General features: G+C 63.1%; 28 protein-coding genes and 2 pseudogenes. 11 read left to right on the plus strand and 19 right to left on the minus strand.

Features of this window, described 5'->3' with window-relative positions:
• Nucleotides 1-9: 9 nt before the first annotated feature.
• The 5 genes and pseudogenes from ACFRJ9_RS13645 to ACFRJ9_RS13665 form a co-directional block, all read right to left on the minus strand.
• Nucleotides 10-198: pseudogene (locus ACFRJ9_RS13645) on the minus strand (MTH1187 family thiamine-binding protein); the annotation flags it as partial.
• 421 nt (nt 199-619) lie between these two features.
• Entirely contained in the window at nt 620-1363 is a 744-nt protein-coding gene (locus ACFRJ9_RS13650) for a hypothetical protein (protein ID WP_377668747.1), read from the minus strand.
• 337 nt (nt 1364-1700) lie between these two features.
• Nucleotides 1701-2251 (minus strand): annotated as a pseudogene (locus ACFRJ9_RS13655) (IS982 family transposase); the annotation flags it as partial.
• 19 nt (nt 2252-2270) lie between these two features.
• Nucleotides 2271-3206 (minus strand): Abi family protein, encoded by a 936-nt coding sequence (locus ACFRJ9_RS13660; RefSeq protein ID WP_377668750.1) that lies wholly within the window; start codon nt 3204-3206, stop codon nt 2271-2273.
• Between the two features lie 222 nt (nt 3207-3428).
• Nucleotides 3429-3761 (minus strand): MTH1187 family thiamine-binding protein, encoded by a 333-nt coding sequence (locus ACFRJ9_RS13665; RefSeq protein WP_377668753.1) that lies wholly within the window; start codon nt 3759-3761, stop codon nt 3429-3431.
• Between the two features lie 91 nt (nt 3762-3852).
• Here ACFRJ9_RS13665 and ACFRJ9_RS13670 point away from each other — a divergent pair, with 91 nt between their 5' ends.
• Nucleotides 3853-4482 carry a TetR/AcrR family transcriptional regulator gene (locus tag ACFRJ9_RS13670; protein ID WP_377668755.1) on the plus strand — a complete coding sequence of 210 codons (630 nt, stop codon included), beginning with the start codon at nt 3853-3855 and terminating at the stop codon, nt 4480-4482.
• Between the two features lie 3 nt (nt 4483-4485).
• Here the strand turns inward: ACFRJ9_RS13670 and ACFRJ9_RS13675 are convergent, their stop codons facing one another.
• The 4 genes from ACFRJ9_RS13675 to ACFRJ9_RS13690 are packed head-to-tail and all read right to left on the minus strand — an operon-like array spanning nt 4486 to nt 6931.
• Nucleotides 4486-4797 carry an AzlD domain-containing protein gene (locus tag ACFRJ9_RS13675; RefSeq protein WP_377668758.1) on the minus strand — a complete coding sequence of 104 codons (312 nt, stop codon included), beginning with the start codon at nt 4795-4797 and terminating at the stop codon, nt 4486-4488.
• Nucleotides 4794-5555: an AzlC family ABC transporter permease gene (locus ACFRJ9_RS13680; RefSeq protein ID WP_377668761.1), complete on the minus strand. Its 762-nt coding sequence runs from the start codon at nt 5553-5555 to the stop codon at nt 4794-4796. The genes ACFRJ9_RS13675 and ACFRJ9_RS13680 overlap by 4 nt, the downstream gene beginning before the upstream one ends.
• Complete coding sequence (locus ACFRJ9_RS13685) at nt 5552-5986, minus strand: hypothetical protein (RefSeq protein ID WP_377668763.1); 435 nt, start codon at nt 5984-5986, stop codon at nt 5552-5554. The genes ACFRJ9_RS13680 and ACFRJ9_RS13685 overlap by 4 nt, the downstream gene beginning before the upstream one ends.
• Nucleotides 5987-6043: 57 nt before the next feature.
• A complete protein-coding gene (locus ACFRJ9_RS13690) occupies nt 6044-6931 on the minus strand; it encodes a glycerophosphodiester phosphodiesterase (protein WP_377668765.1) in 888 nt (295 codons plus the stop codon).
• Nucleotides 6932-6980: 49 nt separating this feature from the next.
• Here ACFRJ9_RS13690 and ACFRJ9_RS13695 point away from each other — a divergent pair, with 49 nt between their 5' ends.
• Nucleotides 6981-8345, plus strand: a complete 1365-nt coding sequence (locus tag ACFRJ9_RS13695) for a DUF445 domain-containing protein (protein WP_377668767.1) — start codon at nt 6981-6983, stop codon at nt 8343-8345.
• 26 nt (nt 8346-8371) lie between these two features.
• On the opposite strand, the gene ACFRJ9_RS13700 is transcribed toward ACFRJ9_RS13695, so the two are convergent.
• Nucleotides 8372-9160: an IclR family transcriptional regulator gene (locus tag ACFRJ9_RS13700; protein WP_377668769.1), complete on the minus strand. Its 789-nt coding sequence runs from the start codon at nt 9158-9160 to the stop codon at nt 8372-8374.
• 197 nt (nt 9161-9357) lie between these two features.
• Between ACFRJ9_RS13700 and ACFRJ9_RS13705 the strand changes: the two genes are divergently transcribed.
• From ACFRJ9_RS13705 to ACFRJ9_RS13730, 6 genes are read left to right on the plus strand one after another with little or no spacing between them, the layout of a single operon-like run.
• Nucleotides 9358-10473, plus strand: a complete 1116-nt coding sequence (locus ACFRJ9_RS13705; RefSeq protein WP_377668772.1) for an ABC transporter ATP-binding protein — start codon at nt 9358-9360, stop codon at nt 10471-10473.
• A 55-nt stretch (nt 10474-10528) separates the two neighbouring features.
• Nucleotides 10529-11110: an ABC transporter permease gene (locus ACFRJ9_RS13710; RefSeq protein WP_377668775.1), complete on the plus strand. Its 582-nt coding sequence runs from the start codon at nt 10529-10531 to the stop codon at nt 11108-11110.
• Entirely contained in the window at nt 11107-11838 is a 732-nt protein-coding gene (locus tag ACFRJ9_RS13715) for an ABC transporter permease (RefSeq protein WP_377668778.1), read from the plus strand. The genes ACFRJ9_RS13710 and ACFRJ9_RS13715 overlap by 4 nt, the downstream gene beginning before the upstream one ends.
• Nucleotides 11835-12755: an ABC transporter substrate-binding protein gene (locus ACFRJ9_RS13720; RefSeq protein WP_377668781.1), complete on the plus strand. Its 921-nt coding sequence runs from the start codon at nt 11835-11837 to the stop codon at nt 12753-12755. Before ACFRJ9_RS13715 ends, ACFRJ9_RS13720 begins: the two co-directional genes overlap by 4 nt.
• Nucleotides 12752-13879, plus strand: a complete 1128-nt coding sequence (locus ACFRJ9_RS13725) for a flavin reductase (protein WP_377668783.1) — start codon at nt 12752-12754, stop codon at nt 13877-13879. The genes ACFRJ9_RS13720 and ACFRJ9_RS13725 overlap by 4 nt, the downstream gene beginning before the upstream one ends.
• A 36-nt stretch (nt 13880-13915) precedes the next feature.
• Nucleotides 13916-15280: an LLM class flavin-dependent oxidoreductase gene (locus ACFRJ9_RS13730; RefSeq protein WP_377668786.1), complete on the plus strand. Its 1365-nt coding sequence runs from the start codon at nt 13916-13918 to the stop codon at nt 15278-15280.
• A 78-nt stretch (nt 15281-15358) separates the two neighbouring features.
• Here the strand turns inward: ACFRJ9_RS13730 and ACFRJ9_RS13735 are convergent, their stop codons facing one another.
• Genes ACFRJ9_RS13735 through ACFRJ9_RS13750 form a run of 4 tightly spaced genes read right to left on the minus strand, consistent with a single transcriptional unit; the run spans nt 15359 to nt 18233 of the window.
• Entirely contained in the window at nt 15359-15790 is a 432-nt protein-coding gene (locus ACFRJ9_RS13735; RefSeq protein WP_377668789.1) for a hypothetical protein, read from the minus strand.
• A gap of 56 nt (nt 15791-15846) precedes the next feature.
• Nucleotides 15847-16623, minus strand: a complete 777-nt coding sequence (locus ACFRJ9_RS13740) for an allophanate hydrolase (protein ID WP_377668791.1) — start codon at nt 16621-16623, stop codon at nt 15847-15849.
• Nucleotides 16624-16663: 40 nt separating this feature from the next.
• Entirely contained in the window at nt 16664-17413 is a 750-nt protein-coding gene (locus ACFRJ9_RS13745; protein WP_377668793.1) for a LamB/YcsF family protein, read from the minus strand.
• Nucleotides 17397-18233: a hypothetical protein gene (locus ACFRJ9_RS13750; protein WP_377668796.1), complete on the minus strand. Its 837-nt coding sequence runs from the start codon at nt 18231-18233 to the stop codon at nt 17397-17399. The genes ACFRJ9_RS13745 and ACFRJ9_RS13750 overlap by 17 nt, the downstream gene beginning before the upstream one ends.
• A gap of 198 nt (nt 18234-18431) precedes the next feature.
• Here ACFRJ9_RS13750 and ACFRJ9_RS13755 point away from each other — a divergent pair, with 198 nt between their 5' ends.
• The 3 genes from ACFRJ9_RS13755 to ACFRJ9_RS13765 all read left to right on the plus strand — a co-directional run bounded on the left by ACFRJ9_RS13755 (nt 18432) and on the right by ACFRJ9_RS13765 (nt 20422).
• Complete coding sequence (locus ACFRJ9_RS13755) at nt 18432-18599, plus strand: hypothetical protein (RefSeq protein WP_377668799.1); 168 nt, start codon at nt 18432-18434, stop codon at nt 18597-18599.
• Between the two features lie 75 nt (nt 18600-18674).
• The gene (locus tag ACFRJ9_RS13760; protein ID WP_377668802.1) at nt 18675-19991 is read left to right on the plus strand and encodes an MFS transporter; all 1317 of its coding nucleotides are present in this window, start codon (nt 18675-18677) and stop codon (nt 19989-19991) included.
• A gap of 23 nt (nt 19992-20014) precedes the next feature.
• A complete protein-coding gene (locus tag ACFRJ9_RS13765) occupies nt 20015-20422 on the plus strand; it encodes a DUF6855 family protein (RefSeq protein WP_377668804.1) in 408 nt (135 codons plus the stop codon).
• A 7-nt stretch (nt 20423-20429) separates the two neighbouring features.
• Here the strand turns inward: ACFRJ9_RS13765 and ACFRJ9_RS13770 are convergent, their stop codons facing one another.
• The 5 genes from ACFRJ9_RS13770 to ACFRJ9_RS13790 all read right to left on the minus strand — a co-directional run bounded on the left by ACFRJ9_RS13770 (nt 20430) and on the right by ACFRJ9_RS13790 (nt 25846).
• A complete protein-coding gene (locus ACFRJ9_RS13770; protein ID WP_377668806.1) occupies nt 20430-21416 on the minus strand; it encodes a LacI family DNA-binding transcriptional regulator in 987 nt (328 codons plus the stop codon).
• A gap of 37 nt (nt 21417-21453) precedes the next feature.
• Nucleotides 21454-23079 (minus strand): MFS transporter, encoded by a 1626-nt coding sequence (locus ACFRJ9_RS13775; RefSeq protein ID WP_377668809.1) that lies wholly within the window; start codon nt 23077-23079, stop codon nt 21454-21456.
• Nucleotides 23069-24091 (minus strand): glutaminase A, encoded by a 1023-nt coding sequence (glsA, locus tag ACFRJ9_RS13780; RefSeq protein WP_377668811.1) that lies wholly within the window; start codon nt 24089-24091, stop codon nt 23069-23071. The genes ACFRJ9_RS13775 and glsA overlap by 11 nt, the downstream gene beginning before the upstream one ends.
• 37 nt (nt 24092-24128) lie before the next feature.
• A complete protein-coding gene (locus tag ACFRJ9_RS13785; RefSeq protein WP_377668813.1) occupies nt 24129-24509 on the minus strand; it encodes an META domain-containing protein in 381 nt (126 codons plus the stop codon).
• A gap of 332 nt (nt 24510-24841) precedes the next feature.
• Nucleotides 24842-25846, minus strand: coding sequence for an NAD(P)-dependent alcohol dehydrogenase (locus tag ACFRJ9_RS13790; RefSeq protein ID WP_377668893.1), 1005 nt, complete (start codon nt 25844-25846; stop codon nt 24842-24844).
• Nucleotides 25847-26001: the final 155 nt, after the last annotated feature.

Consider the following 26001-nt stretch of genomic DNA (forward strand, 5'->3'; position numbering starts at 1 on the left):
GGGAAAGGGCTAGGTGGTAGTGGAAATGGCCTCTTCCAGGCGCTCCACCTTGCCGGTCAGCTCGCCGCTGTATCCGGGGCGGATGTCGGCCTTGATCACGAGGGAAACCCGGCTGCCGTAGCGGCCCACTGCCTCGGTGGCGCGCTTGACGACGTCGAAGACCTCGTCCCATTCGCCCTCGATGGTGGTGAACATCGCTGATCCAGGACATGGGTGAAAATTGCGCAGGTTCGACCGATGCCACGAATGTCCCGGAACGGACCACGGCGTCAGCAAGCAGCAATGCTTATTGCCGCCTGAGCCCGAAGTAGCCAGACGACGACCATTGAAGGCCGCTTGCGGCTCAGTCTTTGGCATAGCAACATCGAGATATCGATGTCCAACGCACTCGGTAACAGTGACGGAACCACCGTCGGAAGGACGCTTTGGGCCCGTGAATTCCCAACAGAGAAAACTTTACGCGGATCCGACGTCCCGCTACGTGAGGACCGCCAAGTTTGGGCCGGCGACCCGCCGTGCTGCTTTCGGGCTTCGCGGATGGTGTCGCCGAAGGGCACCTGCTGGGGTTCACTCATGAGCCCGTCACGATCGTCTCCCCCGGCGGCAGCGTGCTAGCTGCTCATAGTGAGATTCCAAGTCCATGATCGTGACCCATCCTGCGGCTCATCTCCTGTGCACGTACACGTTCAATCTGCTGATCCAAATGACGAGCGGCATGCAACACCTTTACATTCACCATTGAACCCAGGCTTGCGCTCGCAATCATCTCAAGCTCCTCACGCAATTCGGGCTCGAGGTTCACGTAATGTGCAAGAAGGAGCTTGGCGGCATTGAGCTCGACAGCAGCCACTCTCATCGTCCCTCCACCGCTATCATCGTCTCGAGCGGCATTCGTGAGAACAGAGATAAATGTCGGCATGGCGACCACCGTCACAGCCTCCCTGGTTGCCTTGACCAAGCGACCGCCGCGATAGTCGGAGTCGTCTTCGACCTGCACCATCAGCGCACCAAGGACTTCGAGGCCGAGCAGCGCGTGCGCACTGTCCGGAAGGATCGCGTGGTCCGCAGCCCAGTAGAGCGTCTTTATCGTGTCGTCATGAAGACGGAATGAGTTGAGCTGGGCGGCCGCCTCTGCGGCTTGTTTGGCGGCGTGTTCAGCGACCCTTACCGATTCTGTGGCCGCGATCGACGATTTTTGCGCGGCAGCTGCGTTTCGTTCACCGATCTGGTTCGCCTCCCTACTGCTGCGACGCTGCGATCGGGTAGCGAGTATCGTTCCAACTAGTGCGATTGTTGTCGGAATGACAGCGACTAAGATCATGAGCCACCAAGGCAGAGACGCAGTTTCCATTGCCATGAGCATCGCATGCTTCCTGAGGATTCTGCCTGTGCAACACCGACAAGTGACCGATCCCAATTGTGCGGTGAGCTTTGCCTTATGAGCGCTATCTTTAGCGTAGAACGCCACCGCAGAGAGGAAGCAACGAAAACAAATCGATGCCGTTCATGAGTCGAAGGTCAAGCAATCGACCGGCCTCAGACGGGTCTCAAGCCGCAGGCAACCACTATCGCCGCTAGCCAACGACTATCAGGCAGCATGGTTAGACAACGATGTAGCTGATATCGCCGTTGAGCCAGATCCTGCCAAGAATGAGAAGCCAGCTCTAAATTGTCACCACCAGACCATGAGGTCCTGTTGGTTGCCGGATTCGGCCGAGCCTGCCGTAGCGGGGCTGCTCTTCCTTGGGGTCCGGGCGGTCAGCGTCGCACCCAAATCCTCGGTGATGAAGGTTTCGAATTCCTGCCCGGCGAAGCCCTTGTCACCAAGGATGGCCTGTCCTTCCCGGATGAGGTGGTGCTCGTGTTCAAGGAGGGCCCTGATGGCTTCACGCTCCCGATTTATGGATTCGCAAGACCCCAAATGAGAGGCCTGACGTCGAGGGTGCTGATCAGATACAGCCAGAAACCCCAAAAGTAGCGGAATGGGAATCGCATGAACCGTAGCCGGCATGCTCGGCCAGATCGCTGCGGCTGATGGTTCCCGTGACATCCCGCACGGGACCGGGGTTGAATCGACCAGCCGGAGCACCTCGTGCCAGGACGGGTGTCCTTGACCAGGGCCGTAATTGTCGCGGAGATCAATGTTCAGGCGGGCCCGAAGGCGTTTGCTGTAACCGGACTGGAGCGGAATCCCGGGAAACATGCCAGACAAGTGGGCACGGGCGTACCGAACCCACCTGGTCTCGGAGGAGAGTTGCCAATTTTTGTTTTCACACCTGATGATCTCGTGGGCTCTGCGGTCGCACCAGCCCCTCCCAGAACGCAGAATCACGGGGGTGCTGCTCCACGAGCTTCGGGAGGATCGGATCAGCCGTCCCGCTACGAACCAGCATGTCGTCGAGCGAGGCGATGACATCCAACACCGAGCGCGGCTCGAATTGTCCTGCCAACTTCTTGGCCTTGGCACGCACGTTGTTCGGCGTAGGCCCTGCGTCGATGACAGAGTGGTGCCACAGTCGACTGTGGTGAGCGCATCGGTTACGCAGGTAGACCAGCGACCTCACGCGGTAGGCGAAGCCGGCCTTGGCGACCCCGAGACTTGCTGCGACGGCATCATCAAGCGTGCCCTGCGCGCCGCGCTCGATGCACTTCGACAGCGTCCCGAAGGACCACGCCTCGACCGCCGACCAGATGGGCAGGCCGCTGAAGTCCGGTGAACCGCCGTTCGTGGTTTTGAAGCGCAGGATATGACGCTCCTTACTTCGCTCGATATCGCGCAGGCATGACTCGACAGTCCGCTCGCCATTGCCGACGTCGGTGTAGAAGTCCTCCTCGAGATACCTCCCACGCGGCCCGTGGACATCGGCGACAACATATGCGGTATGGGCGCGCAGCAGGAGCTCAACTCGCGCTAGTGGCTGAACGAGCGCGACGCGTAGCGCTTCGTCCGCCTCGTAGATCATGCGGATCTGGTCGAAGTCAGTGCCGAGCGCAAACGAGTCGTCGCCGAGGTGAGGTGCCTGCTGGAAGTACCGCGCATACCCGGAGAACCGATAATAGTTATTCGCAGCAAGGAAAGTCGTGCACGCGTTCTGGTCATCGACGGAGAGCCCGCGCTGGACGAGGAGCGCCGCCTGCTCATCCCTGGTCAGGCTTGGTTTCATGGACTCCTCCAGAAATAAAAGAGGCCCCTCCCATTTGAGCATCGCAGAGAGGCTTGGGAGGGGGTCGATTGGTTCCAGTGTAGCCGAAAGAACGCAGTTGGTGCACCATTCATGATCGGTGGGCCGCGGGTCGGTGTCGTCGAGGACCAGCCCAATCAGCCGATCTCATTCGGTTCGACGATGACGTCAATTTCGAATTAATAGCTCCCCATCATGGGATCGTGATCTGCGCCTCTCAATCCTGGTCGCCAAGCACGTCAGGACCTATTCGGTAGTGGAAATGGCCTCTTCCAGGCGCTCCACCTTGCCGGTCAGCTCGCCGCTGTATCCGGGGCGGATGTCGGCCTTGATCACGAGGGAAACCCGGCTGCCGTAGCGGCCCACTGCCTCGGTGGCGCGCTTGACGACGTCGAAGACCTCGTCCCATTCGCCCTCGATGGTGGTGAACATCGAGTCCGTCTGGTTGGGCAGTCCGGATTCACGGACAATCTTGACTGCGGCGGCCACGGCATCGTGCACCGAGGCATCAGGGGCGGGTCCGCCGTTGGCAGCGGATGCGGGCTGGCCCGAAGGGGCGACTGAGAATGCAAGCAACATAAATCCAGTGTTTCACGTGCCGGTTTGTCATATAACGCCCTACTCCCGCGTAACAACAGGCCAGCACCGCTCCGTTGCTACTCTGGCATGCATGGAACAGCCCTCCGAACGCAAGCCCCTCAGGGCAGATGCCGCACGCAATGTGGACAAGATCATCACCGCTGCCCGGCAGTGTTTCCGGGAACACGGACCCGAAGTTCCGCTGCAGACCATTGCGGCCACCGCTGGAGTTGGCCCCGCCACGCTGTTCCGCAACTTCTCGGACAAAGAGCAACTGGTATTGGCGGCCTTGTCCCGCCAGCTTCGCCAGCACGTAGATCCGGTAGCCGCAGCAGCCCTCGACGGCATGGACGCCGCCGAAGGCTTGATCCATGTCATCGACGCCGTCATGCAGGTGGCGAGCGAAGACGCGAACCTCCTTGACGCCGTCGCGGGCCGGCGCGGACTCCTCATGGGCATCACCGGCGGCCTCATCGACTCCATGGCCACACTGCTCGAGCGCGGCCAGGGCCAGGGCTCGTTGCGCCGCGACATCACCATCGAGGACATGGTCCGGCTGGTGGCCATGCTCATCGGCTCCGTGGACACCATGGAGCCGGGTTCAGAAGCGTGGAAGCGTCCGGTGGCACTGATCGAAGACGCCATCCGGACCGAACGCCCTACTCGGCCGCTGCCGGAACAGTCCGGTATCCCGGGAGTGACGTTTACCGGAGCTGCTTAGCTCTTAGCCCCAGCCCACCAGCCTCAACAGGGCCGCGGCTGCCGCACCGGAGATAACCACCACCAGGAACGGTGCGCGCATCCACAACGCGACGGCGGCCGCCACCAAGGCTCCAATCCGTGCGTCGAGTACCAGACCCTGGCCCGAGGCGACGGCATTCACGATAGTCAGGGATGCCAGCAGGCCAATGGTCATGGTGCCGGCAACGTGCATGATCCGGGGGTTCTGCAGCAGCTTGGCGGGGACGAAGTAGCCCACAAGCTTTGTCAGGTAGGCCAAAGCGCAGGCGATGAGGATCCAGATCCAGAGATTCATTCCGTGCCCCTGCCCTTGGAGTCGCTCGCCCTGCCCTTGTAGGGGTCCACATCCGGTTCCAGGCCCTCATCCATGCGTGCGTGGCTGAACCAGCCGATCACGCCGGCAACCAAGGCTGCCACCAGAATAGGTACTCCCGAGGGCACGAACGGCACGGCGAGGACCGTCGCCAAGGCACACGCCGCAGCGATAGCCCACGGTTCGCGGCCCTTCAGGCGCGGCCAGAGGAGGGCCAGGAAGGCGGCCACGGCAGCGCCGTCGAGGCCCCACTGCTTGGGGTCGCCCATGGCATCGCCGGCCAGCGCTCCAATGGCCGTGAAGATATTCCAGAGAATGAATATTCCGATTCCGGCGGTCCAGAAGCCTCTACGCTGCTCGTCGCGGTCAGTCTGGCCAGACGCCGTCGCGGTGGATTCGTCAATGGTGATGTGGGCCGAAACGTAGCGTTTCCAGCCACCAGGACGCAGCATCGCGTTGATCTGCATCCCGTAGATTCCGTTGCGCAGCCCCAGCAAGGCGCTGGCAGTCATCGCCGCGACACCGGAGCCGCCACCGGCCACCACACCGATAAAAGCGAACTGTGATCCTCCGCTGAACAGCAGCAGGCTCAAGACCATGGTTTGCCAAAAGTCGAATCCGGAAGCAACGGAGAGTGCGCCGAAGGAGACACCGTAGAGCCCGGTGGCGATGCTCAAGGAAAGGGCGATCTTGAACGCCGGCGAGTCCCTGAGCTTCAGCGGCGCGGAGCCCTGGTTCATTTCCGCAGGCTCCACGACCACAGGATCAGCGGAATCTGCAACGGCAGGCGGACTGTGTGAACCCGCTTTTCGGTTGTTGTGCCGTTCGGTCCATAGGCACGGCGAAGGGCGTCTATATGCCCGGCCAGGAATACAGCAAACATCGCGGTGACGCCCTCTGCGGTGGCCTTACGCGTGGCGGGGATCAAAAGTCCGACGGCGGCAGTCGCCTCGATCAGCCCCGAAGCCGCAACCCATTCCTCACGGGACATAACAGCCAGAGAACCGTTCGGACGGTTTCCCGGCTCATCCCTGCGGCAGAGGTAGTCGGGCACCACCGGGTAGTAGAACTTGGGTGTGCGGAAGTGCTTCATGGCACTGGCCAGGAGGAGTGCGCTCAATCCGACGGTAGAAACGGTTCGGGTTGCTTGGGCTGACCAGCGAAAAGACATGTGACCACTCAATCACAAGCGCGGTGACCCCCAAAGTCCGGGGCCCCGCGATGGTCGCTAGTTGGACACCATGAGCTGGGCGAGTACCTGCGCCGGTTTGTTGGTGGTGATCTGGTGGATACCGAGGCCTTGGCACAACGCCACGTCCTTCTCGGAGTCAACAGTCCAGACACGGAAGATCCGGCCGGCTTCGAGCCACCGCTGAACGTTGAGGGCGTGCTCGCGCACGTAATCGATTCCCGGGCCGGCAATATCCACCTGGCCCTCATCCAGCACACGCTCCGCGTCCAGTTGGGTTGCCCGCATGACATTGGCTACCGCCCCGCCCGTGATAAACCCAAGGCCAAGTTCCTGCCGGATTTCCTGAACTGTGAGGTCGTCCACCAACTGGCAGATGTGCTTCCCCGGGACACTCTCCAGCAGGCGTTGAACAGAGTCGGAATCAAAACTCATGAAGGAGACCTGAATATTCTCCAGCCGGGATTCTTCCGGCTGCCAGCCCTCCACTTCCAGCAGGGCCAACACGCGTTCCTCAAGTTTGAGGCCGTAGGGGCTGGGGTGCTTGAGTTCAATAGCCAGTCCAATGTCACGCCCTGCGTCCCGAAGGATGTCCAGCAGCTCAGGCAATGTGAGGAACTGGTCGGCCACTCCCCCGTAGGCATCCGGGATTCGGACGCCCTTCCACGACGAGTAATCCAGGGCTCGGAGCTCCTCCAGCGTCTTCTCGGCCACAGGACCGGTGCCGGTGGATGTCCGGTCAAGGTTGGCGTCGTGGAGCAAGACAACATGCTGGTCCCGGGTCAGGTGGACATCGCATTCGACGCCGTCCGCACCGTCCGCGATCGCCTTGAGGTAGGCGGCCCTTGTGTGCTCGGCGAAGGCGGCACTGGCACCGCGGTGGGCGTAGACCTGGGGCCGGCCAGGGGCGAAGTCGTCGCTAGTCATGCAGACACGGTAGCCCACCGGGCTGCACGCGCGGGGCTACGCTGGGCTAATGCAGGTGAACTCTGAACGAATCCCGGCCGAAGACGTCACCAACCCCACCGAGGCAGGTCCATTGCCCACCCCGCAAGGCGCCGCGCCCGCACGCGGCGGTTCCGCCGTCGTCGGCCCTTCCGCGGGAGACCTGGAAAAAGCGGCAGCGCTGCGCCGCATGAAACGGCTGGCGCTGGCCCTGCTGATCGGCATGGCAGTGGTCTTCACGCTCGCGTTCGCCTTCCAAAAGCAGTACCCGTGGCTCGAGTATGTCCGGGCAGCGGCGGAAGGCGGCATGGTGGGTGCGCTGGCGGACTGGTTCGCCGTGACCGCACTGTTCAAGTACCCCATGGGCCTGAAAATTCCGCACACCGCGATCATTCCGCGCCGCAAGGACCAGATCGGCGAATCCCTCAGCGAGTTCGTTGAGAGCAACTTCCTGTCCCAGGAGGTTGTGCAGGAGAAACTGGCCAGCATAGATATCGCCCGGAAGGCCGGCCGCTGGTTGTCTGGTCCGGGCGGCGCCGAGCGCGTGGCCAAGGAAGGCGGCGCCGTGATTCGTGGCGCGTTCACTGTCTTGAACGATGACGACGTCCAGGCTGTCATCGAGGGCTTGGTCCGCAAGCATCTGCTCACCCCGCCATGGGGACCGCCTGTGGGCCGGATGGCCGAACGGATCTTCGCCGACGGGCACCACCACAAACTCGTGGACCTCCTGGTTGACCGCGCGGCCGACTGGGTGGACGCCAACCATGCCACCGTGAACCGGCTTGTTTCGGACCGTTCGCCACTGTGGGTGCCCACGTTCGTGGACGGACTGGTGGGTGACCGCGTTTACGTTGAGCTTTCCAAGTTCGTGCGGGCCGTGCAGCACGACCAGAACCACCAGGTGCGCCAGTCGATCGACGCCTACCTCACTGACCTGGCGCAGGACCTCCAGCACGATCCCGCCATGATCGAGCGCGCCGAAGCCATCAAGTCCCAGATCCTTGGCGACCCCGAAGTCCGTGAACTGGCGTCCCGAACGTGGGGAACGGTCAAGAACGCGCTGCTCAACGCCGTCGACGATCCCGAGAGCGAACTCAGCCAGCGCTTCAAGAGCGCGGTCCGCGACTTCGGTTCGCGGCTGGTCAACGACGATGAACTGGCCGGCAAGGTCAACACCTGGATTGGAGACGCCGCCGGTTATCTGGTGAACACCTACCGCTCGGACATTGCGGGCGTCATTTCGGACACCGTTGCCCGCTGGGACGCCGAGGAAACATCGCAGAAGATCGAGCTCCAGGTGGGCAAGGACCTGCAGTACATCCGCATCAACGGCACCGTGGTGGGTGCGCTGGCCGGACTGGCGATCTTCACGGTGGCGCATTTGTTGTTTGGGTAGGGCCGGGACGGCTGGGCGCCCGGAAACTAGAACAGGCCGGCTGCACCGCGCTGAAGTGACTCAAGGGCCTGCGCCTGAAGCTGCGGTGTGAAGCGGTGCGTCGGGAGGTAGACGGCCAGCATCGCCATCAGCTGTCCGTCCTTGTAGGCCGGCACACCGATCCCCGCGAGACCTTCTTCCAGTTCATCAACCACCACCGAATGCCGGCTTTTGCGGACGTCATCGATGACCGCCGCCAATTGGCCGCGATCCGCAATGGTCTTGGGCGTGTGGGCCGTGAGTTCCATCCTGCCGATGAGTCGGTCTGATTCCGAGGTGGGCAGTTCCGCCAAAAGGAGCCGGACGAATCCTGAAGCTGCCGAACTTATGGTTTCACCCGCCCAAGGGGCCAGTACACCAACGAGTTTGGGCCCCCTGACTTCCTCAATGACGCGTGCAGTCGCCGGCCCCGTTGGGACGGCAAGCATGGACGTTTCACCCGTTTCCGAGGTGATCCTCTCCAGAATCACGCCACTGCGCTCCTGAAGACCTGAGAGTGGGGCGACGGCGTTGGTCAGCCGCATGATGGTCGGTCCGAGGACCCATTTCCGGTCCTGCCCGGGTCGCGAGACGGCACCAGCGTCGAAAAGGGAGGCCAGCAGCCGCGACACCGTGGAACGCGGCAGGTCTGAGTCCTGGCATAGTTCGGCCACCGACGCCCCATTCGGGTGCCTGGCCAGGAGCTCCAGGACATCAAATGCCCGGCGGAGCGATTCATTGCGCCCAGTGCCAGGCAGCAATGGGTTCGACAGCAACGCTTCACTGTCGAGCGTCATAGGGCCTCCCTCCTGTACAAGGTCATTTTGGACTGTCCCGAGCATAGTCCCAAAACTGAATGACCGGATAGTGGTTGCTTAATAACCACATAACGGTCATAGTGATTCTCAGCATGACTTTCATCACAGCGGGCGACGGGGCTCGGTGAGGTAACTCGCAAACCGTCGGCGGCTGTTCGATTCGACGAGGAGTTCCGATGGCATCAGAATCACGCCAACTCACGGGGGACGGCCCGGCAAGCGTTGTCTTCGAGTCCGTCAGTAAGCGCTACCCCGACGGCACACTCGGGGTGGACAGCATCGATCTTGAATGCGAAGCGGGCAAGATCACCGTCTTTGTGGGTCCATCCGGCTGCGGCAAGACAACTTCCCTGCGCATGATCAACCGGATGATCAGCCCCACCAGCGGCCGCATCCTGATCGGACGGCGGGATGCCGCGGATCTCGATGAAGGCGCACTCCGCCGGGGCATCGGCTACGTGATCCAGAATGCGGGTCTCTTCCCCCACAGGACGATCGCGGACAACATCGCCACCGTGCCGGTTTTGCTGGGCGCCAAGCGGCGGGCCGCCCGCGTCCTGGCCATCGAACTCATGGAGAGGGTGGGCCTGGACCCTGCCCTCGGGCGGAAGTACCCCTACCAGCTCTCCGGAGGCCAGCAGCAACGCGTGGGTGTTGCCCGCGCCCTCGCCGCCGATCCTCCTGTCCTGCTCATGGACGAACCGTTCTCTGCCGTGGATCCAGTGGTACGACTGGACCTTCAGAACGAACTGCTTCGCCTACAGCGTGATATCGGAAAAACCATCGTCTTCGTCACCCATGACATGGACGAGGCCGTCCGTCTGGCCGATCGAATCGTCGTGTTCCAGCGAGGCGGGACCATTGCCCAAACGGACACCCCCGAGAAACTGCTGACAGAACCCGTCAACGCGTTTGTGCGGGACTTCACCGGCGACAGCGGGATCAAGTGGCTCTCCCTGATGGGCACGTCCGGCATCGAACCACGAGCGGACCGAGTGGTGCATGAGTCTGATTCGTTCAGCGGACTCGATCAGTGGCGGCTCCTGGTCGATGCGGAGGAAAGAGCGCTCGGCTGGTTGCGGCCCGGAGCCGTGGCCGGCGACGAACTCGTACCATGCCGGCGGACGTTCGTTCTTGGCGGCGATGTCATGCGGTGTGCCCTCGACTCCGCATTGCTTTCTCCGGTAGGCCAGGCTGTGGCAACGGACAGCAGCCAACGGGTTCTTGGACTGGTGGACTTTCCGTCTCTGGAGCCGGCCATCAACCACCACCGGAGCCAGGCCCATGCTTGATCTCAATTGGATTGTTCGCAATACCCCCCACTTGTGGGAATTGTTGCAACAGCACATGCTCCTCTCGTTCCTGCCGGTCATTGTGGGCCTGGCGTTGGCCGTACCCATCGGTTTGTTGTGTGTGCGCTGGAGTTGGCTGTATCCGGTTGCCCTGGCGTCAAGTTCGGCGTTCTTCGCGATCCCATCGCTGGCACTGTTTGTCTTCGTCCTTCCGCTCACCGGGCTGAGCCCCGTGACGGCGGTCCTTCCCCTGACGCTCTACACCGTGGCCCTTTTGCTCCGAAATGTCGTCGACGGCATCCGCTCGACCGACGAATCGGTCCGGCAAGCGGCCACTGCCATGGGATACGGGAGGATGCAACGACTCATCGCGGTAGAACTGCCTGTCGCGACTCCCCTGATCCTGGGCGGGCTGCGCGTCGCCGCAGTTGCGAACATCAGCATGGTGTCCGTCGTCTCGGTCATCGGCCTCTCTTCCCTGGGAGACCTGTTCATCGACGGAACCCAGAGATTCTTTGCCACACCCATCCTGGTGGGCATCGTGCTCACAGCAGGTTTGGCCGCAGCAACTGACCTCATTCTGGTGGGCATCCAGCGAGGCCTCACACCGTGGTCGCGGGGAAGGAAAGCACAATGAACGTCTTCGAACTCGTCAATACCTGGTTTGCCCAGCCCACCACGTGGTCCGGACCTGATTCCATCCCGGTCCGGGTTGCAGAACACTTGCTGTACAGCGGTTTGGCCATGCTCATAGCTGCAGCGATCGCCTTGCCCTTGGGGACTGTCCTCGGACATGTGCACCGTGGCCAGGCCGTGGTCCTGACAATCGCCAACACCATCCGCGCCTTGCCAACGCTGGGCCTGCTGACACTCCTGGTGATCCTTTCCGGAATCGGCTTCCTCCCACCTCTGATCGCTCTTGTTGTCCTGGCCATCCCACCGATGCTTGTGAACGCCTACGAGGGCGTACGCAACGTGGATCCCACAGTGGTGGACGCCGCACGCGGCGTAGGACTGCGGGGCTTCTCCACCCTGATGCGGGTGGAAATACCCGTTGCCTTGCCCACCATCCTCCTGGGCATTCGGCTGGCAGCAATCCAAGTCATCTCCGCAGCCACCATCGCTGCCTACGTAGGCCTGGGCGGTCTCGGAAGGTTCATCTTCGACGGACTTGGCCGCCGGGACTTCGGCCAAGTTGCCGGAGGATCCATCGTCGCCGCAATCCTTGCCATCGCCATCGAGATCCTTTTCATTGTCCTGGCCTCGGCCATCACCTCCCCCGGGGTCTCCCGCAAGCCCCGTTTCCCCCTGCGGGCAGTCCCCAGCCCATCACCCGTTCCATCACGAAAGAAGAGCGCAGCATGAAACCACACCTAACTCTCGGAGCTGCGGTAGCCGCAGCCACCCTCGCGCTTGCCACCGGCTGCGCGGCCGACCCGCTCAGCACCAGCGGCAGCGCAGGGACGGGAACCTCGGGCGGCGACAAGATCGTGGTCGGCTCCGCAAACTTCTCCGAAAACGTCATCCTCGGCGAGATCTACTCCAAGGCCCTGGAAAACGCCGGATACACCGTAGAGCGCAAGCTCAACATCGGTGCCCGTGAGGTCCTCTACGGGCAGATCCAGAACTGCTCCATCAACGTCATCCCCGAATACAACCAAGCCCTGTTGGCGTTCGTGGCGCCCACCGCACAAGCATCAGGAACCGGGGCTGTGGACGCAGAACTCGGCAAGGCACTGCCAACAAATCTTGGAATCCTTGAATCATCGCCCGCCCAGGACAACAACGCCGTTGCAGTCACCAACGCAATGGCGCAGCGGCTCAACCTCAAGACGATCGAGGACCTTGCCAAGGCATCCTCCGGGATGACATTCGGAGGACCTACCGAATGGAAGACCCGTGCAGACGGATTCGCCGGCTTGGAAAAGGCCTACGGAATCCAGTTCAAGGAGTACAAGCTCCTTGACTACTCCGGCCCCATCACCATCTCCGCGTTGGAGAAGGGCGACGTGGACGCTGCACTCCTCTTCTCAACAGTTCCGCAGATCAAGTCCAACGGATACACCGTCCTGGAAGACCCGAAGAACACCGTGGGTGTCAACAACGTGACCCCACTGGTCTGCAAGGACGCTGTCCCGGACAAGGCCCAGTCTGTCCTCAACGCGGTCAGCAAGTCCTTGACCACCGAAGACCTCACGTCCATGAACGCCTCTTACGCGATCGATCATCGGGACGCCGCTGACGTCGCCTCGGAATGGGTCGGAAAGCAGAACCTGAAATGACATCCAACAGCACCGCCACAGCCGCAGCCACCACCCCCACCAACCCCCAGTGGTTCCGCCAGGTCCTTGGCCGCTATCCCACCGGAGTAGCGCTGATTTCCTCCGTGGAAGAAGACGGCACACCAGTGGGCATGGTGGTCGGAACGTTCACCTCGGTCTCCCTGGACCCACCCTTGGTGGCCTTCCTCCCCGCCAAAACCTCAACATCCTGGCCCCGCATCCAAGCCACGGGCCGGTTCGCCGTCAACGTGCTGGGCGCCAGCCAGGAGGACATTTGCAGGGCCTTCAGCAGCAAGACCGGCAGCAAATATGAAAGTGTCACCTGGCACCCCTCCGAGTCCGGCACGCCATTCCTGGAGAAGGCCGTTGCCCGGTTGGACTGCACGATCGAGAACGTGATGGACGCCGGGGACCATGAGATCGTCCTGGGCCGGGTTAACACCATGGATGTTGCCTCCATGGATCTGCCGTTGCTGTTCCTCCAAGGTGGATACGGCGGCTTCACCCCGCACTCCATGGCCGTCGCCGGACCCGATCTTGCCCGCGAACTCACCATCGTCGACCAAGCCAGGCCGCACATGGAGGCCTTGGCAGCCAAACTTGGATGCGATTGCCTGATCGGCGGCAAAGTGCGCGAGGAGTTCGTCCTGCTGGCCAGCGCCGGCCCGGGAAAAACCGACTGGCTCTCCTCCATCGTCGGCCAGCGCGTTCCGGCAGCTGCACCGTTCGGTCGCACCGCGATGGCATGGGCCGATGATGCCGACATTGAGCGCTGGATCGACGCATCGCAGACCATGAGCCGTTTCGAAGCCCACTCGATGCTGGACGGCATCCGGGCAAGGGGCTATTCCATCACCGTAGGAGACGGTGAGTTCGGCCCTTCAGCACCGGATGCGGATGCCCGCGAATTCATTGACCCGGGGGATGAGGTCATCGGATCCTTCCTCGGCCAGAAGGTCAAATCCATCGCAGCGCCTGTCTTGTCACCGGACGGAACCGCTGTGCTGGTCCTCTCCTTGTACGGGCTGCCATCCGGGCTGGATGCCGAGGCAGTCCGGAGGTGCACCGAGGAACTGCTGGCCGTAACCCGACACATCGCAAGCACTGCACTGCAAAACCACTGATTCAGGACTCTGCTTCCACAACAGAACGGAACTCTCATGACAACGCCCGCCAAGCGGCATATGGCCCTGGGTCTGCTGCTCTCCCCCGCCAGCTCGCACATCGCAGGCTGGCGCCACCCCGACGCCCTCTCCAACGCCGGGTGGGACTTTCAGGACATCCTTAGCGTGGCCAAATCCGCCGAAGACGCCAAACTCGACTTCGTGTTCCTTGCGGACGAACTCTGCGCGCCCGAAGGCGACGCGGAAACGCTCAGCCGGGACCCCGTGATCTACCGGTTCGAGCCGCTGACGCTCCTTGCAGCATTGGCCGTTTCGACTGAGCGAATCGGCCTGGTGGCCACTCAAACCACCACGTACAACGAGCCGTACCATATCGCCCGCAAGTTCGCTTCCCTGGACCATCTCAGCAAAGGAAGGACAGGCTGGAACCTCGTCACGTCCTACGTCGAAGCCGAGGCCCGCAACTTCAGCAGATCCGAGCATCTCAAGAACGCGGACCGGTACGAACGCGCCGAGGAATTCTTCCGCGTCGCCGCCGGACTGTGGGACAGCTGGGACGACGACGCGTTCGTTCTGGACAAGGAATCCGGCCGCTACTTCGATCCCGACAAGATGCACGTGCTGAACCACCAAGGAGAGCACTTCTCGGTTCGTGGACCCCTCAATGTGCGGCGTTCGCCGCAGGGCCGGCCTGTCCAGGTCCAAGCCGGCTCCTCCGAGGCCGGAAAGAACTTGGCCGCCCAGTATGCCGAAGTTGCCTTCACCGCGCAGAACAGCCTCCAGGCGGCTCTGGCCTTCAGCCAGGACCTGAAGGATCGCGCTGAAAAGGCGGGCCGTTCCCGCGACAGCCTCAAGGTCATCGCCGGTGTACAGACGATCATTGGCGCAACCCTCGAGGAAGCCCAGGCCAAGTACCGCCAAATGCAGGAACTCATCCATCCGGAGGTGGGACTGGCCCGCCTGTCGCAGTTGCTGGGATTCGACCTGACCGAGTACCCGCTCGATGAGCCCCTCCCCGACGTTATCCCCGAAACCGAAGCCTACAAGAGCCGCCAGCAACTGATCGTGGAGACGGCCCGACGAGAGAACCTGACCGTCCGCGAACTCTATCTGCGGGTGGTTGGGGCCTACGGTCACCGCGTAGTGATTGGTACCGCTCAGACAGTGGCCGACGAACTCTCAGAGTGGTTCGAAGCAGGTGCAGTTGATGGCTACATTCTCTCCCCGCCGTACCTGCCTGACGGCTTCGATGACTTCCGCGACCATGTTCTGCCCTTGCTGCGGGAGCGAGGACTGTTCCGCAGCGAGTACTCCGGCACGACGTTCCGTGACCATCTAGGGCTTTCCCGCCCGGAGCGTGGGGAATTCGAAGCGCAGCAAACAGACCTGATCCACGCATAGCACCCGCAAAACTGAGGGGCCCGGATGGCAGTCGGGCCCCTCAGAACCGCCTGTTGACGCCCCTCCCTGGGGGTCGTCTCAGTGCCGGATACGACGTCCGGCGCGCGCAGCGAGGTCGTCCAGGGCAGCAATGATGTCACCGGCAATCCACACGCTGACGCCGCGCACCTTCCCTGCCGGGCTCAGGATGCCCGCGTCTTGCAGTCGCTGCACCGCACGGTACGCCGTTGCCTGGGACACGCCCGTGTATTCGGCAGCCATCTCCGCTGTGATGGCCGGCTCCCGGGGCAGCAGGTCAAGAAGCTTGGAAACCGACTCCTGCGCCGCTCCGACCTTGACCCGGAAATCGCGCTGCGCAGCAGTGATGTCCGCTGCGAGCGCCCGGCCGTTGTCCACCGCCAGCATCGCCGATTGAGCGAACCGCTCCACGATGGGCAGGATGTCGCCTTCGCGGAATGCCCCCAAAGCATCGAAGTACAGGCGGGTATTGGTCAGGAGTCCTGAAGACACAGGGATGCAACATTCTCATAGTGAGCGCCTGGTGAGAAAATCACCGCCCGGGATTCTCACCCCAGCAGATGCACCATCTGCCCCGGCCTCGCTTGGCCGATCAGGTCCAGGTCGTCGTCCCGCACTACCGCGATGACCGGCGACTCCGCGGTAGCCGGGTGGCCGGCCAGCGCAATGACAGGAAGGCCCGACGGCGGCAGCAAGACCGAGCCTGCCAGCAACGGTTGCGCTTGGCGTGTTTGAGCCCGGGCAGGCTCCAGCGGCCTGCCCACCAACCGCGCGCCAACGCGGTCCGACTCCGGCGAGAGAATCCACGGGTCCGTGGTCAACCTAAGCCAGGTGCCGGCGTCGTCGGGGTGCGCCTGCGGGCCACGCGAAACCCTGGCGACCACCGGCCGTTCCGGATCCAAAGCCCGCCGCGCAGGGGCGTGCTCCGAAGCAAAGCCGTGGCCGTGGGGATGACCGAAAGTGAGCGTCCCACCAGCGCGCAACGGCTCGGCTTGGGTCTCTATGCCGCCCTGTACCGCCACGTAGTATCGGATCCCGAACAGCGCGGGTCCCAGCTCCAGCACTGCCCCGGGTGCTACGCGGACCGGCGTGTTCATGGCCAGTTCGGAACCGTTCAGCGTGACCATGCCTTCGGCGCCGGTCACTGCCACAGCGGAGGCTGTCACGAAGCGGATCCGCAGTCCACCCACCAGTACTTCGAACCCGGCGGCAGTGTCCGGGTTGCCCAGCAGCGCGTTGGCAAGGAGCATGGACGCCCGGTCCAGAACCTGGTCCGGGCCCAGGACGAGGCTCAAGGGCCCGGGTTCCACCACTACTGCACCCATCAGGGTCTCCTAACGCTTGGAACTACGCGAAATCCTTGAACTACGCGAACGCTTCAACCTGCACGCCGGCCTGTTCAAGGCCCTGACGAACAGCAGCAGCCATATCAACGGCCCCGGGCGTATCGCCATGGATGCACAGGGAATCGGCCTGAACCGGAACAATTGTCCCGTCGATCGCAACTACTTCCTTGAGCGTTGCCAGGCGTACGGCCTGGGCCACCACGGCGGCGGGGTCGTGCAGGACGGCACCCTCCTGGGTGCGGGGCACCAGCGTGCCGTCCGGAAGGTAGGCCCGGTCCACGAACGCTTCACGGAACACGGGATGTCCGGCTTCCTCGGCCAAGGTCAGCCATGCTGAGCCCGGGAGGCCGAGCACGGGCAGTCCGGGATCGTAGGCGTGAACGGCGGCCACCACGGCTTCGGCCTGTTCGGCGTCGTGGACGATCCTGTTATAGAGCGCACCGTGCGGTTTCACGTAGTCCACGGATGCTCCCACCGCGTGGGCCATGCCGTCGAGTGCGCCCAATTGATACAGCACGTCTCCGAAGAGTTCGTCGAACGTCATGTCCAATGAGCGCCGGCCAAAGCCTGCCAGGTCGCGGTACCCCACGTGGGCGCCGACGCGGACGTCGAGCTCGAACGCAGCGCGGCAGCTGTCCAGCATGGTGAGGGGATCTCCGGCGTGGAAGCCGCACGCCACGTTGGCGCTGCTCACGATGCGGAACATCGAGGCGTCGTCTCCCATGGTCCAGGAGCCGAAGGACTCCCCCAAATCAGCGTTCAGGTCCACTGTTACCGCCTTCCAGCGTCAGGTTTTCAGGTGCCACTTCGGCAGTGACAACGTTTTTTGGTGCGTTGGGGAGCAGTTCGCCCGGGACCGCGTCCGGCAGCGGGCCGAACGCTTCCTTGGCTGTTGCCACGACGGCCCTGCCCATCACCAGGTTGCCGGCACCGCCCACCACGGCGCCTACGCCGAAGGGCAGGGCGCGGCCCAGGAATGCTGATCCTTGCCGCTTCACGAGGCTCTTGAGGAACGCGCGTTGGATGGTGTCGCGGATGACCCCGAAGCCGCTGCCTGGAATCTTCTTGGTGAGTGTCCTGCCCCAGGCATTGGTCACGCCCTTGCCCCGGCCCAGCGATTGCCCGCTCAGCGCACCCAACAAGGACGCGCCTTCCTCGCCCAGCATGATGGCCATGACCATGGTCCGCGCACGTTCGGGGTCGGTGAGCCGGATGCCGTGGAGCTCCGCAAGGGACGACGCATACAGCGCGGTGGTCTCCAAGAACCCGATGGTTGCGAGTGCGGAAAGTCCCAGCGACGCCGCGGTTCCAATACCAGGCACGACGGCGGTAGCACCTACCGCTGCACCTCCGCCGGAGATGGCGATCAGGTAGTGTCGCTCAAGCTTCGCGGCAAGCTGGGCCGGCGTGTCATGGGGGTGCCTGCGTTGCAGCCTGCGCAGGTTGGCCAGGACCAACGGGCGTTGGACTTCGACGGCCTTCAGCAGCACATTATGCACTCCGGGCTTGGTGTTGCCTTGGGCGTCGAATACGGCGTTATGGGCTGTTTCCTGGGCGATCTTCACCGCCGGGTTGGGGCGCTTGGGCATCTTCACCTCTCCTTGGCAGTTAGTCGTTGGAACGGGGAACTGCTTGGTTCAGCCTATGCCACACCCCTGTGGTGCGAGGCCCGTTCTACGCCCTATGTGGACAGGATTCCGCGCAGAGCGGACCTCACAAGAGACCCCGCGCGGCGTAGACTAAGGGCACTCACGGAAGCAGTCCAGCAAGGACAGGAAGTATCCGTCATGACCGCAGCAGACAAGACCGAACACGTCATCCGCCACCACACAGATGCTCCGGCGGAGGGTGAAACGGAAGGTTGGGTTGCGCACGATACCGGCCTTCACAGCCAAGACCCTGCCGAGGGTCCGGATATCGACGACGACGACGCCCCGGTGTCGGGCGCTTCATGACTTAGCTTCCTTCCGCGGCTTTCCCTCCACAGCCACGCCTTCCACAGACTCCACAGGCAGGCTTAGGCTAGTGTGATGGCTGCGTTGAGAGCGCTCCGTCCCTTTGCACACCGGGAATTCCGTGTGCTCATTTCCGCGCTTGCCATCTCCATTTTCGGCTCGGGCATGTGGGCCGTGGCCATGGTCTACGAGGTGATCCACCTTGGCGGAGGCCCGTTGGAATTGTCGTTGGTGGCCACTGCGGCCAGCATCGGTCTGGTGGGGTTCGTCCTGGTGGGTGGCATCGCCGCCGACCGGTTTCCGCAGCGCCTCCTGATCATCGCCGTGGAGGGCGCCAACCTGGCCGTGATCGCCACCGTGACGCTGCTGGCGATGCTGAACATTCTTCAGCTCTGGCACCTGGCCCTCGGCGCGTTCGTCCTGGGTGTTGGCCAGGCCTTCTTCTTCCCGGCGTACTCAGCAATCCTTCCGCGCATCCTGCCGGCTGAAGACCTCCTTGCCGCGAACGGCATGGAGGGCACCGTGCGGCCCATCCTGCAACAGGCCGCCGGCCCGGCCATCGCGGGCATCCTGGTGGCGACACTGTCGCCGGCCCACGCCGTTGCCGGGGTGGCCGTGTGCCATTTCCTGGCATTCGGGATCCTGAACTTCCTGAGCCGCCAAACACCGGGCATGGATACCGGCGCTTCGGACGAGGTGGCTACTGATGTGCCAGCCACGAGATCCTTTGTCCGGGACCTACGCGAAGGATTCAGCTACACCGTCCGCACACCGTGGCTTCTGTGGACCTTGATCTGGGCGTGCTTGTCCGTGCTGTTCCTGATTGGCCCCATCGAGGTCCTGCTGCCGTTCGTCGTCCGCGATCAGCTGGGCGGCGACTCAAGGACGTTCGGCTTCCTGCTGGCAGTCATGGGTGTGGGGAGTGCCGCCGCCGCGCTGGCCACGGCAACGGCCCGCCTCCCCCGGCGATACCTGACGGTGATGGTGGTGACGTGGGGGTTGGGGAGCTTGCCGGTAGCTGCCATCGGATTCATGGACAACGTCTGGGTGCTCGGCGCTGCCATGCTGATCTTCGGTGCCACCGAGGGAGTTGGCATGGTCATTTGGGGGACACTGCTGCAGCGGCGAGTGCCACGGCATTTGCTCGGCAGGATTTCGAGCCTGGATTTCTTCGTCTCCCTTGCCCTCATGCCCGTCTCCATGGCATTGGCGGGACCTATTGCCGAGGTGGTTCCCATCTGGCTGATCTTCTTCATTGCCGGCCTGGTGTGCCCCATCATGGCCTTCGTGGCTCTCTTCGCCGCACGCATGATGACGGATGAGATCGAGAACCCGCTGAGCTCGGACATGTCGGACTCTGAATCTGCAGACACGCAGCCCGACGCTGTGTAGCGTTCAGCAGGAAGGACACACCCATGGCCGCTGGAACCAAAGACGAGCCCTGGCAACTCACCACGCCCCCGGGAACTTCGGACTACACCATGTATAAGGACGAAGCCGCGGACCCTCCCGCCATTGTCTGCCAGGTGGGATCCACCAAGCTGCTCTACCAGTTGCGCGCCATCGAGGACCTGCACGCGTGGCTCCTGGAGCAGGGTGATTGGATCCCGCTCGGCGCCGCGGACGAAGGCAAAGATGCCGCAGAGGGAACGGTCGAAGCCTGGGGCCGCAGCGAAGAGAACCCCGTCGGTGGTTGGTACGGACTCCGCAAGGGCTACCGTGGCCGCTTCGGGATGTACATGCCGCCGCTGTTGGAGGCCCTGGGCATGGCCGAGCTCACGCACGAGAAGCGGAACAACAGCATGCGGGCAATCCCGCAGTAGCCCGACGTTACGCGGGCGCAGGGCCCGTGGTGCGGCGAGCCACCAGGTGCGGTGTCCGCACCAGGTGCGCGGCCGACGTCGAGCCCTCCAAACGGTCGACGGCGCGGTCCACTGCGGCGCGCGCAAGAAGCGGTGCGTCCTGGCTGATGGACGACAACTGGACGTAGCTGAGGCGCGCGAACTGGCTGTCGTCATAGCCCAGGACGGATACATCCTCCGGTACACGAAGGCCGGCGGCCCGAAAGCTCTCCCAGACGCCCAGCGCGCAGCGGTCGTTGAAAGCGACGACGGCGGTGGGCAGGTCGGCTTGCAGCTCACGTCCCGCACGCAAGCCGTCTTCTTCGGTGGGGCCGCCGGGGATGATCCGTGCCTCGAGTCCGCGGTCGGTCATCTCCCGGAGAAAGGCTGCCCTGCGTTGCGGGCCGGAGACGGTGTCGCCGCCGTCCACGTGGGCTATGCGCCGATGCCCCAGCGACGTGAGGTGTTCCAACGCGATCCGGATACCGGCGTAATCGTCACTGCTCACGGAGTCCAAGGAGTCTCCGACGTCGTAACGGAGCAGGCTGACCACCGGAAGACGTGCGGCGTATCCGGCCAGCTCCTCCTCGCCCAGGGTTGGCGAGATCATGATCAGTGCCTCGCATCCCATGTCCAGGAGGGACTCCACAGCCTTGGCTTCGGGCCTTCCGTTGGCCACTGCGCTGAGGGCGATGTCATAGCCGCGCAGGGCGGCGCCGGCATACGCGGCATCGACGATTTCGGCGTGGAAGGCATGGGCTGAAGAAAAGCTGAGGCCAAGCAGGCGCGTGCGGCTGCTTCGGAGGAGTCGGGCACGGCTGTCGGGCCTGTAACCAAGCGCTCGGGCGGCTTCCTGCACCTTGAGGCGCGTGGCATCAGACGCGCCCGGAGCATCCCGCATGACGATGGAGACGAGGGCACGGGAGACACCCGCGGCTTCCGCCACATCCATCAGCGTGGGCCGTTTCCCGGTCATGGCTCTCCTCTGCTCGGGAGCCAGTCTATAGAACGATCTATCTGTCCGAGGGGTCGGGGATCTCATGCGGCCGGTAGTTGGGCAGCCGGCTGGCCGGGAGGATCGCGACGGCGGACACGGCGGCGAGGATCAGCAGGCCGGTTTTCAGGGCCCTCAGCCTGGCATCGGTATTGATGGCGACGGCGGTTTCGACCTGCGCCTCCGTGGCGTCGGTGTTGTTGAGGACCTCGCGGAGGTTGTCGTTGCTGACGAAGTTGACGTTGTCCAGGTTCACTTGCTGTTTGAGTGAATCCGGGAGGTTCACGTTGTTCATGACCGCTTGGCCTACGTTGAGGCTGAGGATGGTGACGAGCAGGGCCCCGGCGAGTGCGGTGCCCACTGCGGAAGCAAGGTTTTGGGTGGTGCCACGGATTGATCCGACGTCGCCGGCGAGTTCCTTGGGGGCAGCGGTGACCAGGACGTTGAAGACCAGGGTGACCAAGGCTCCCTGTCCTACGCCGAAGACAAAGAGGCCCAGGATGGTGGGCAGGGTCTCCCAGTTGTTGTTCACCACCAAGGCGAGCCAGGCAAGCGCGACCGTGGTGAGGATGAACGAGAAAACAGCGATGGTCCGGGGGCTGAAGCGGTTGTAGAAGCGGACAACCAGGGTAGCGGTGATGAACACCGTGAGGTTGAACGGCATCATGGCCAGTGAAGTGTCGAACGGGGTGCGGCCTTGCACGATCTGGATGTACAGCGGCACGGTGAAGTTCAAGGCGGCTTCGAGGGAGACCACGATGAACATGGCGTACACGGCAGCCCGTTCGCGTGAGGACCCCAGGACGGCCAGGCTCACCAAGGGTACTTTGCCGTCCTTGGTCCTTTTCCGGGTCCACATGAAGAATGCCTGGCCCAGGACCACGCCTATCAGGATCAGCAGTGGCGCGGGCGAAACTCCGAGCACGTCGAAGGGCGCTCCTTCGGTCGCAGCGAGCGGGCCCCACGCATTGAGATTGTTGAAGCCGAGCGTGAGCGAGACGATGCCTCCACCGATCATCGCGGCAGCAACGACGTCGATCTTCACCTCCGGGTTCCCGCGATCAGAGCGGAGCTTGAAGCTGAAGCCAAACACGGCCACGGCGAGCGCCAAAACGATTGCGAAGACCGGCCGCCACCCCACCAACGTGCCCAACGTTCCGCCGATGAGGAAGGCACTCACCCCGGACAGTGCGCGCGCCGAACCAAGTGAGCCGATGGCTGTGGCTTGCTGGGCTCCGTGGTAGTTCTCGGCGATCAGCGCCACGAGTGACGGGACGATGATGGCTGCAGATGCGCCGGCGAACGCCTGGGCGGCGATGGCCCATCCGACGGTTGGTGCGAAGATCATCATCAGGGCCGACGCCGCGAAGAGTGCCACCACCACCCTGAAGATGACAACCCAACCGATGCGTTGGCCGAGTTTAGCGCCCACCATGACCAGTGCTGCCACTACCAGTCCGTAGGTCACGATGACTGTGCTGACCGTTGTGGGCGGAACACCGAAGTCCTGGACCATTCCGCCCAGGGAGACGGGGAGCGCTGCCACATTGAATGACATTAGGACCTGGGCGAGGAACAGCCCGATCATCGGAATCCACGAGGCTCGCTGTTCCACTGTTGACGAGGGCGCTGTTCTAGCGGACATTCGAGGTCCTTTCGCTCGGTGCGTAGGCTTGGGAGGCGAAGATGTTCAGGCCCAGGACCCGGGAAAGATACGCCGTTGCCTGCTGTCCCCGGACGCTGTTGCCGGCCGCATCGAGCCGCGGCGAAAAGGCCCCGATTCCGGCCTTGCCCGGCGAAACAGTGAGCAGGCCTCCGGAAACCCCGGACTTCCCCGGGAGCCCGATCTCGAACAGCCACTCCCCCGACCTTTCATAGAGACCGTTCGCAGCGAGGACCGCCAAGGTATCCCGGCAGACTTCCGCTGAGACCACCCGCTCGCCGGTCACGGGATTGACGCCGCCGTCAGCCAGTGTGGCACCCATGACTGCGAGGTCCCGGGCGCTGACGCGGAGCGAGCATTGCTTGGTGTAAACGTCCACCACTTCGAGGGGGTCCCGTCCGATCCGTCCGTAGCTTTCCAGCAGGCGGGCGATGGCGCGGTTACGGGTGTTGGTGGCCGCCTCGGACTGGTAGACATCCTCGTCCAGCACCAGTTCACGGCCTGCGAACGCGGACAGACCTGCATGAATGGCTTGCCACTGCTGGGCGGGCGTCTTTCCGCGCATGAGCGCCGTGGTGGCCAACGCGCCGGCGTTGACCATGGGATTCATCGGGTGGCCGTCGTTGAGCTCGATCGCGATCACCGAATTAAAGGCCAGCCCGGTGTTGTTGACCCCCACCAGGTCCGCTACTGCACCATGGCCGAACTCCTGGCACACCAGGGCGTACACGAACGCTTTGGAAATGGACTGGATGGAGAACTCCACGTCAGCATCGCCAGTCACATGCACGCCGCCATTGACCTCCACCACGCAGAGTCCAAACAGCTCAGGGTCCGCCTGGGCAAGGACGGGAATGTAGTCCGCCACGGCACCGTCCGTGCAGCCACGGTTCCGTTCGTGGGCGGCAACTACCAGCGAGTCCACCTGATCCCAACCGGGCAATGTCCCCGTGGAGACAGACTGTTCCACACCCTCAACATTCGAATCCAGCACTATTGCCCCCAACGTCGATGGTTCAGCAGGCCTCGAGCTAGCGGCTTGCGGCCAAGGTGCCGATCTGGGTGTCGCCCTGGCCGAAAACGGCTAGTTTGCCGTCCTCCTGGATTTTCGCCGTGACGGCGTTCGACAGCCACGTGTCCACGCCCTCGCAGGCCATCCTTGAGGACGCAAATCCTCCGAACGTTATGGTCTTGCCGTCTTCTTTCCATGACCCGATGAGCCTGTTGCAACCATCGGTGCCTGTTGCGTTGCCGTCTGATTTGAGGTCCAGGGACGGTTTTTTGGTGTCGTTTGGTTCACCCCAGACACCAACGAACGGGCTGGCCCCTGTCCCTCCGCATCCGGCCAGGAGGGCGGCAGCCAGGAATGCCAGGGAGACGGTGCGGAAAATACGGAGCTGAGTCTGCGCCATGCGGTCAGTCTAGGTTTACCTCCGCTTTTTTCACCAGACTCTGGAATAACTCTTTACTAACGCCTGGAGGCCTACGGGACGCCGATCGTGCGGCCGGTCGCGACTCAGACGACCGACCGCACTAGCCCGGTTTTACACAGCGACGGCGCCCCGGGCGGGCCCCAGAACCCGCCACACCCGCCGCTGCCAACAAGGTCGATGTACAGCGATGCGGCCGAAAAGGGCAACGGTGCAATGCGCGATACAAACGACATGGGCACTGGATATGTGCCTTGACCTGCGGAAACGTGACGCGGGGTTCGAAGACTATTTTTTTGTCCGCGGCTCCCCGATCAACGGCCCGGGTACACCACTGCCTTGAGCTGGCCCGGCTGTTTTCCTGCCTTGAGGGCAGCTTCCGATTCCGCGAGCGAGAACTTCCCGGTGACCAGGATGTCCAGGTCCACTTTGCCGTCGGCCAGCAATTGGATGGCCAGTGGCCAGGTGTTGGTGTAGCGGAACACCCCGGAGAGCCAGATCTCCCGGTTCTGGAGGTAGGAGACAGGCAGTTCGACGTCGTCCGCGCCGAGCCCCACCAGGATCACGCGGCCCGCGGGTCCCACGGCCTTAATCCCGGAACGTACCGCTTCGGGTGCGCCGGAAGCGTCAATGAAGGCATCGACGTCGAGCCCTTCCGTACTGTCCGTCCTGGCGTTCAGCGCGTGCGTGGCCCCGTGTTCCACAGCGAAGGCGAGACGGGCTTCATCGATGTCCGTGATGTGGATTTCGCTCGCGCCGAATGCCCGGGCGGCTTGCGCGGCAATGACGCCGATGGGCCCGGCCCCTGCGATCAAGACCCTGCTGCCCGGTCCGATCCCTGCACGTTGGCAGGCCCAGAGCCCTACGGAGAGCGGCTCGATCAGCGCGGCGGCTTCGTCACTGACGTTGTCAGGGATGTCGTATGCGAAGTCGCTTTGGATGGTGACGTATTCGGAGAATGCACCGTCCACCGGCGGGGTGGCGTAGAACTCCATCCGAGGGCACAGGTTGTAGCGTCCGGCTTTGCACTGCCTGCAGGTCCGGCACGGGCGTTGGGGTTCGACGGCGACCCTCGCCCCGACGCGGGCCGGGTCCACGGCACTTCCGACGGCGGCAATCCGCCCGGCGAGCTCGTGGCCAAGGATGAGCGGATGGTCCACCACGAAATCGCAGATCCGGCCGTGCTCGAAATAGTGGACATCGCTACCACAAACACCAACAGCGGAAACCTGTACCAGTACCTGATCGGCTTGGAGGTGCGGGACGGGCAAGGTTTCAAGGGTCATCTCGCCTTGGCGCTGCAGGACGGCAGCACGCATATTTTCCGGCAACGGGGCCTTTTGGGAGGTCGACGTGGTCACAGTGGCATCCTTCGGGATCGGGTTTTGGTCAACATTAGGTCTGCGGACCGGACACAACTAGCGTCAGGAAAGACGATTACTGATACTTATTTTCCGTAGTGCAGGTTTTTCCA

The organism is Paenarthrobacter sp. NPDC056912 (assembly GCF_042786555.1).
In the GTDB taxonomy this organism is placed as follows: Bacteria; Actinomycetota; Actinomycetes; order Actinomycetales; family Micrococcaceae; genus Arthrobacter.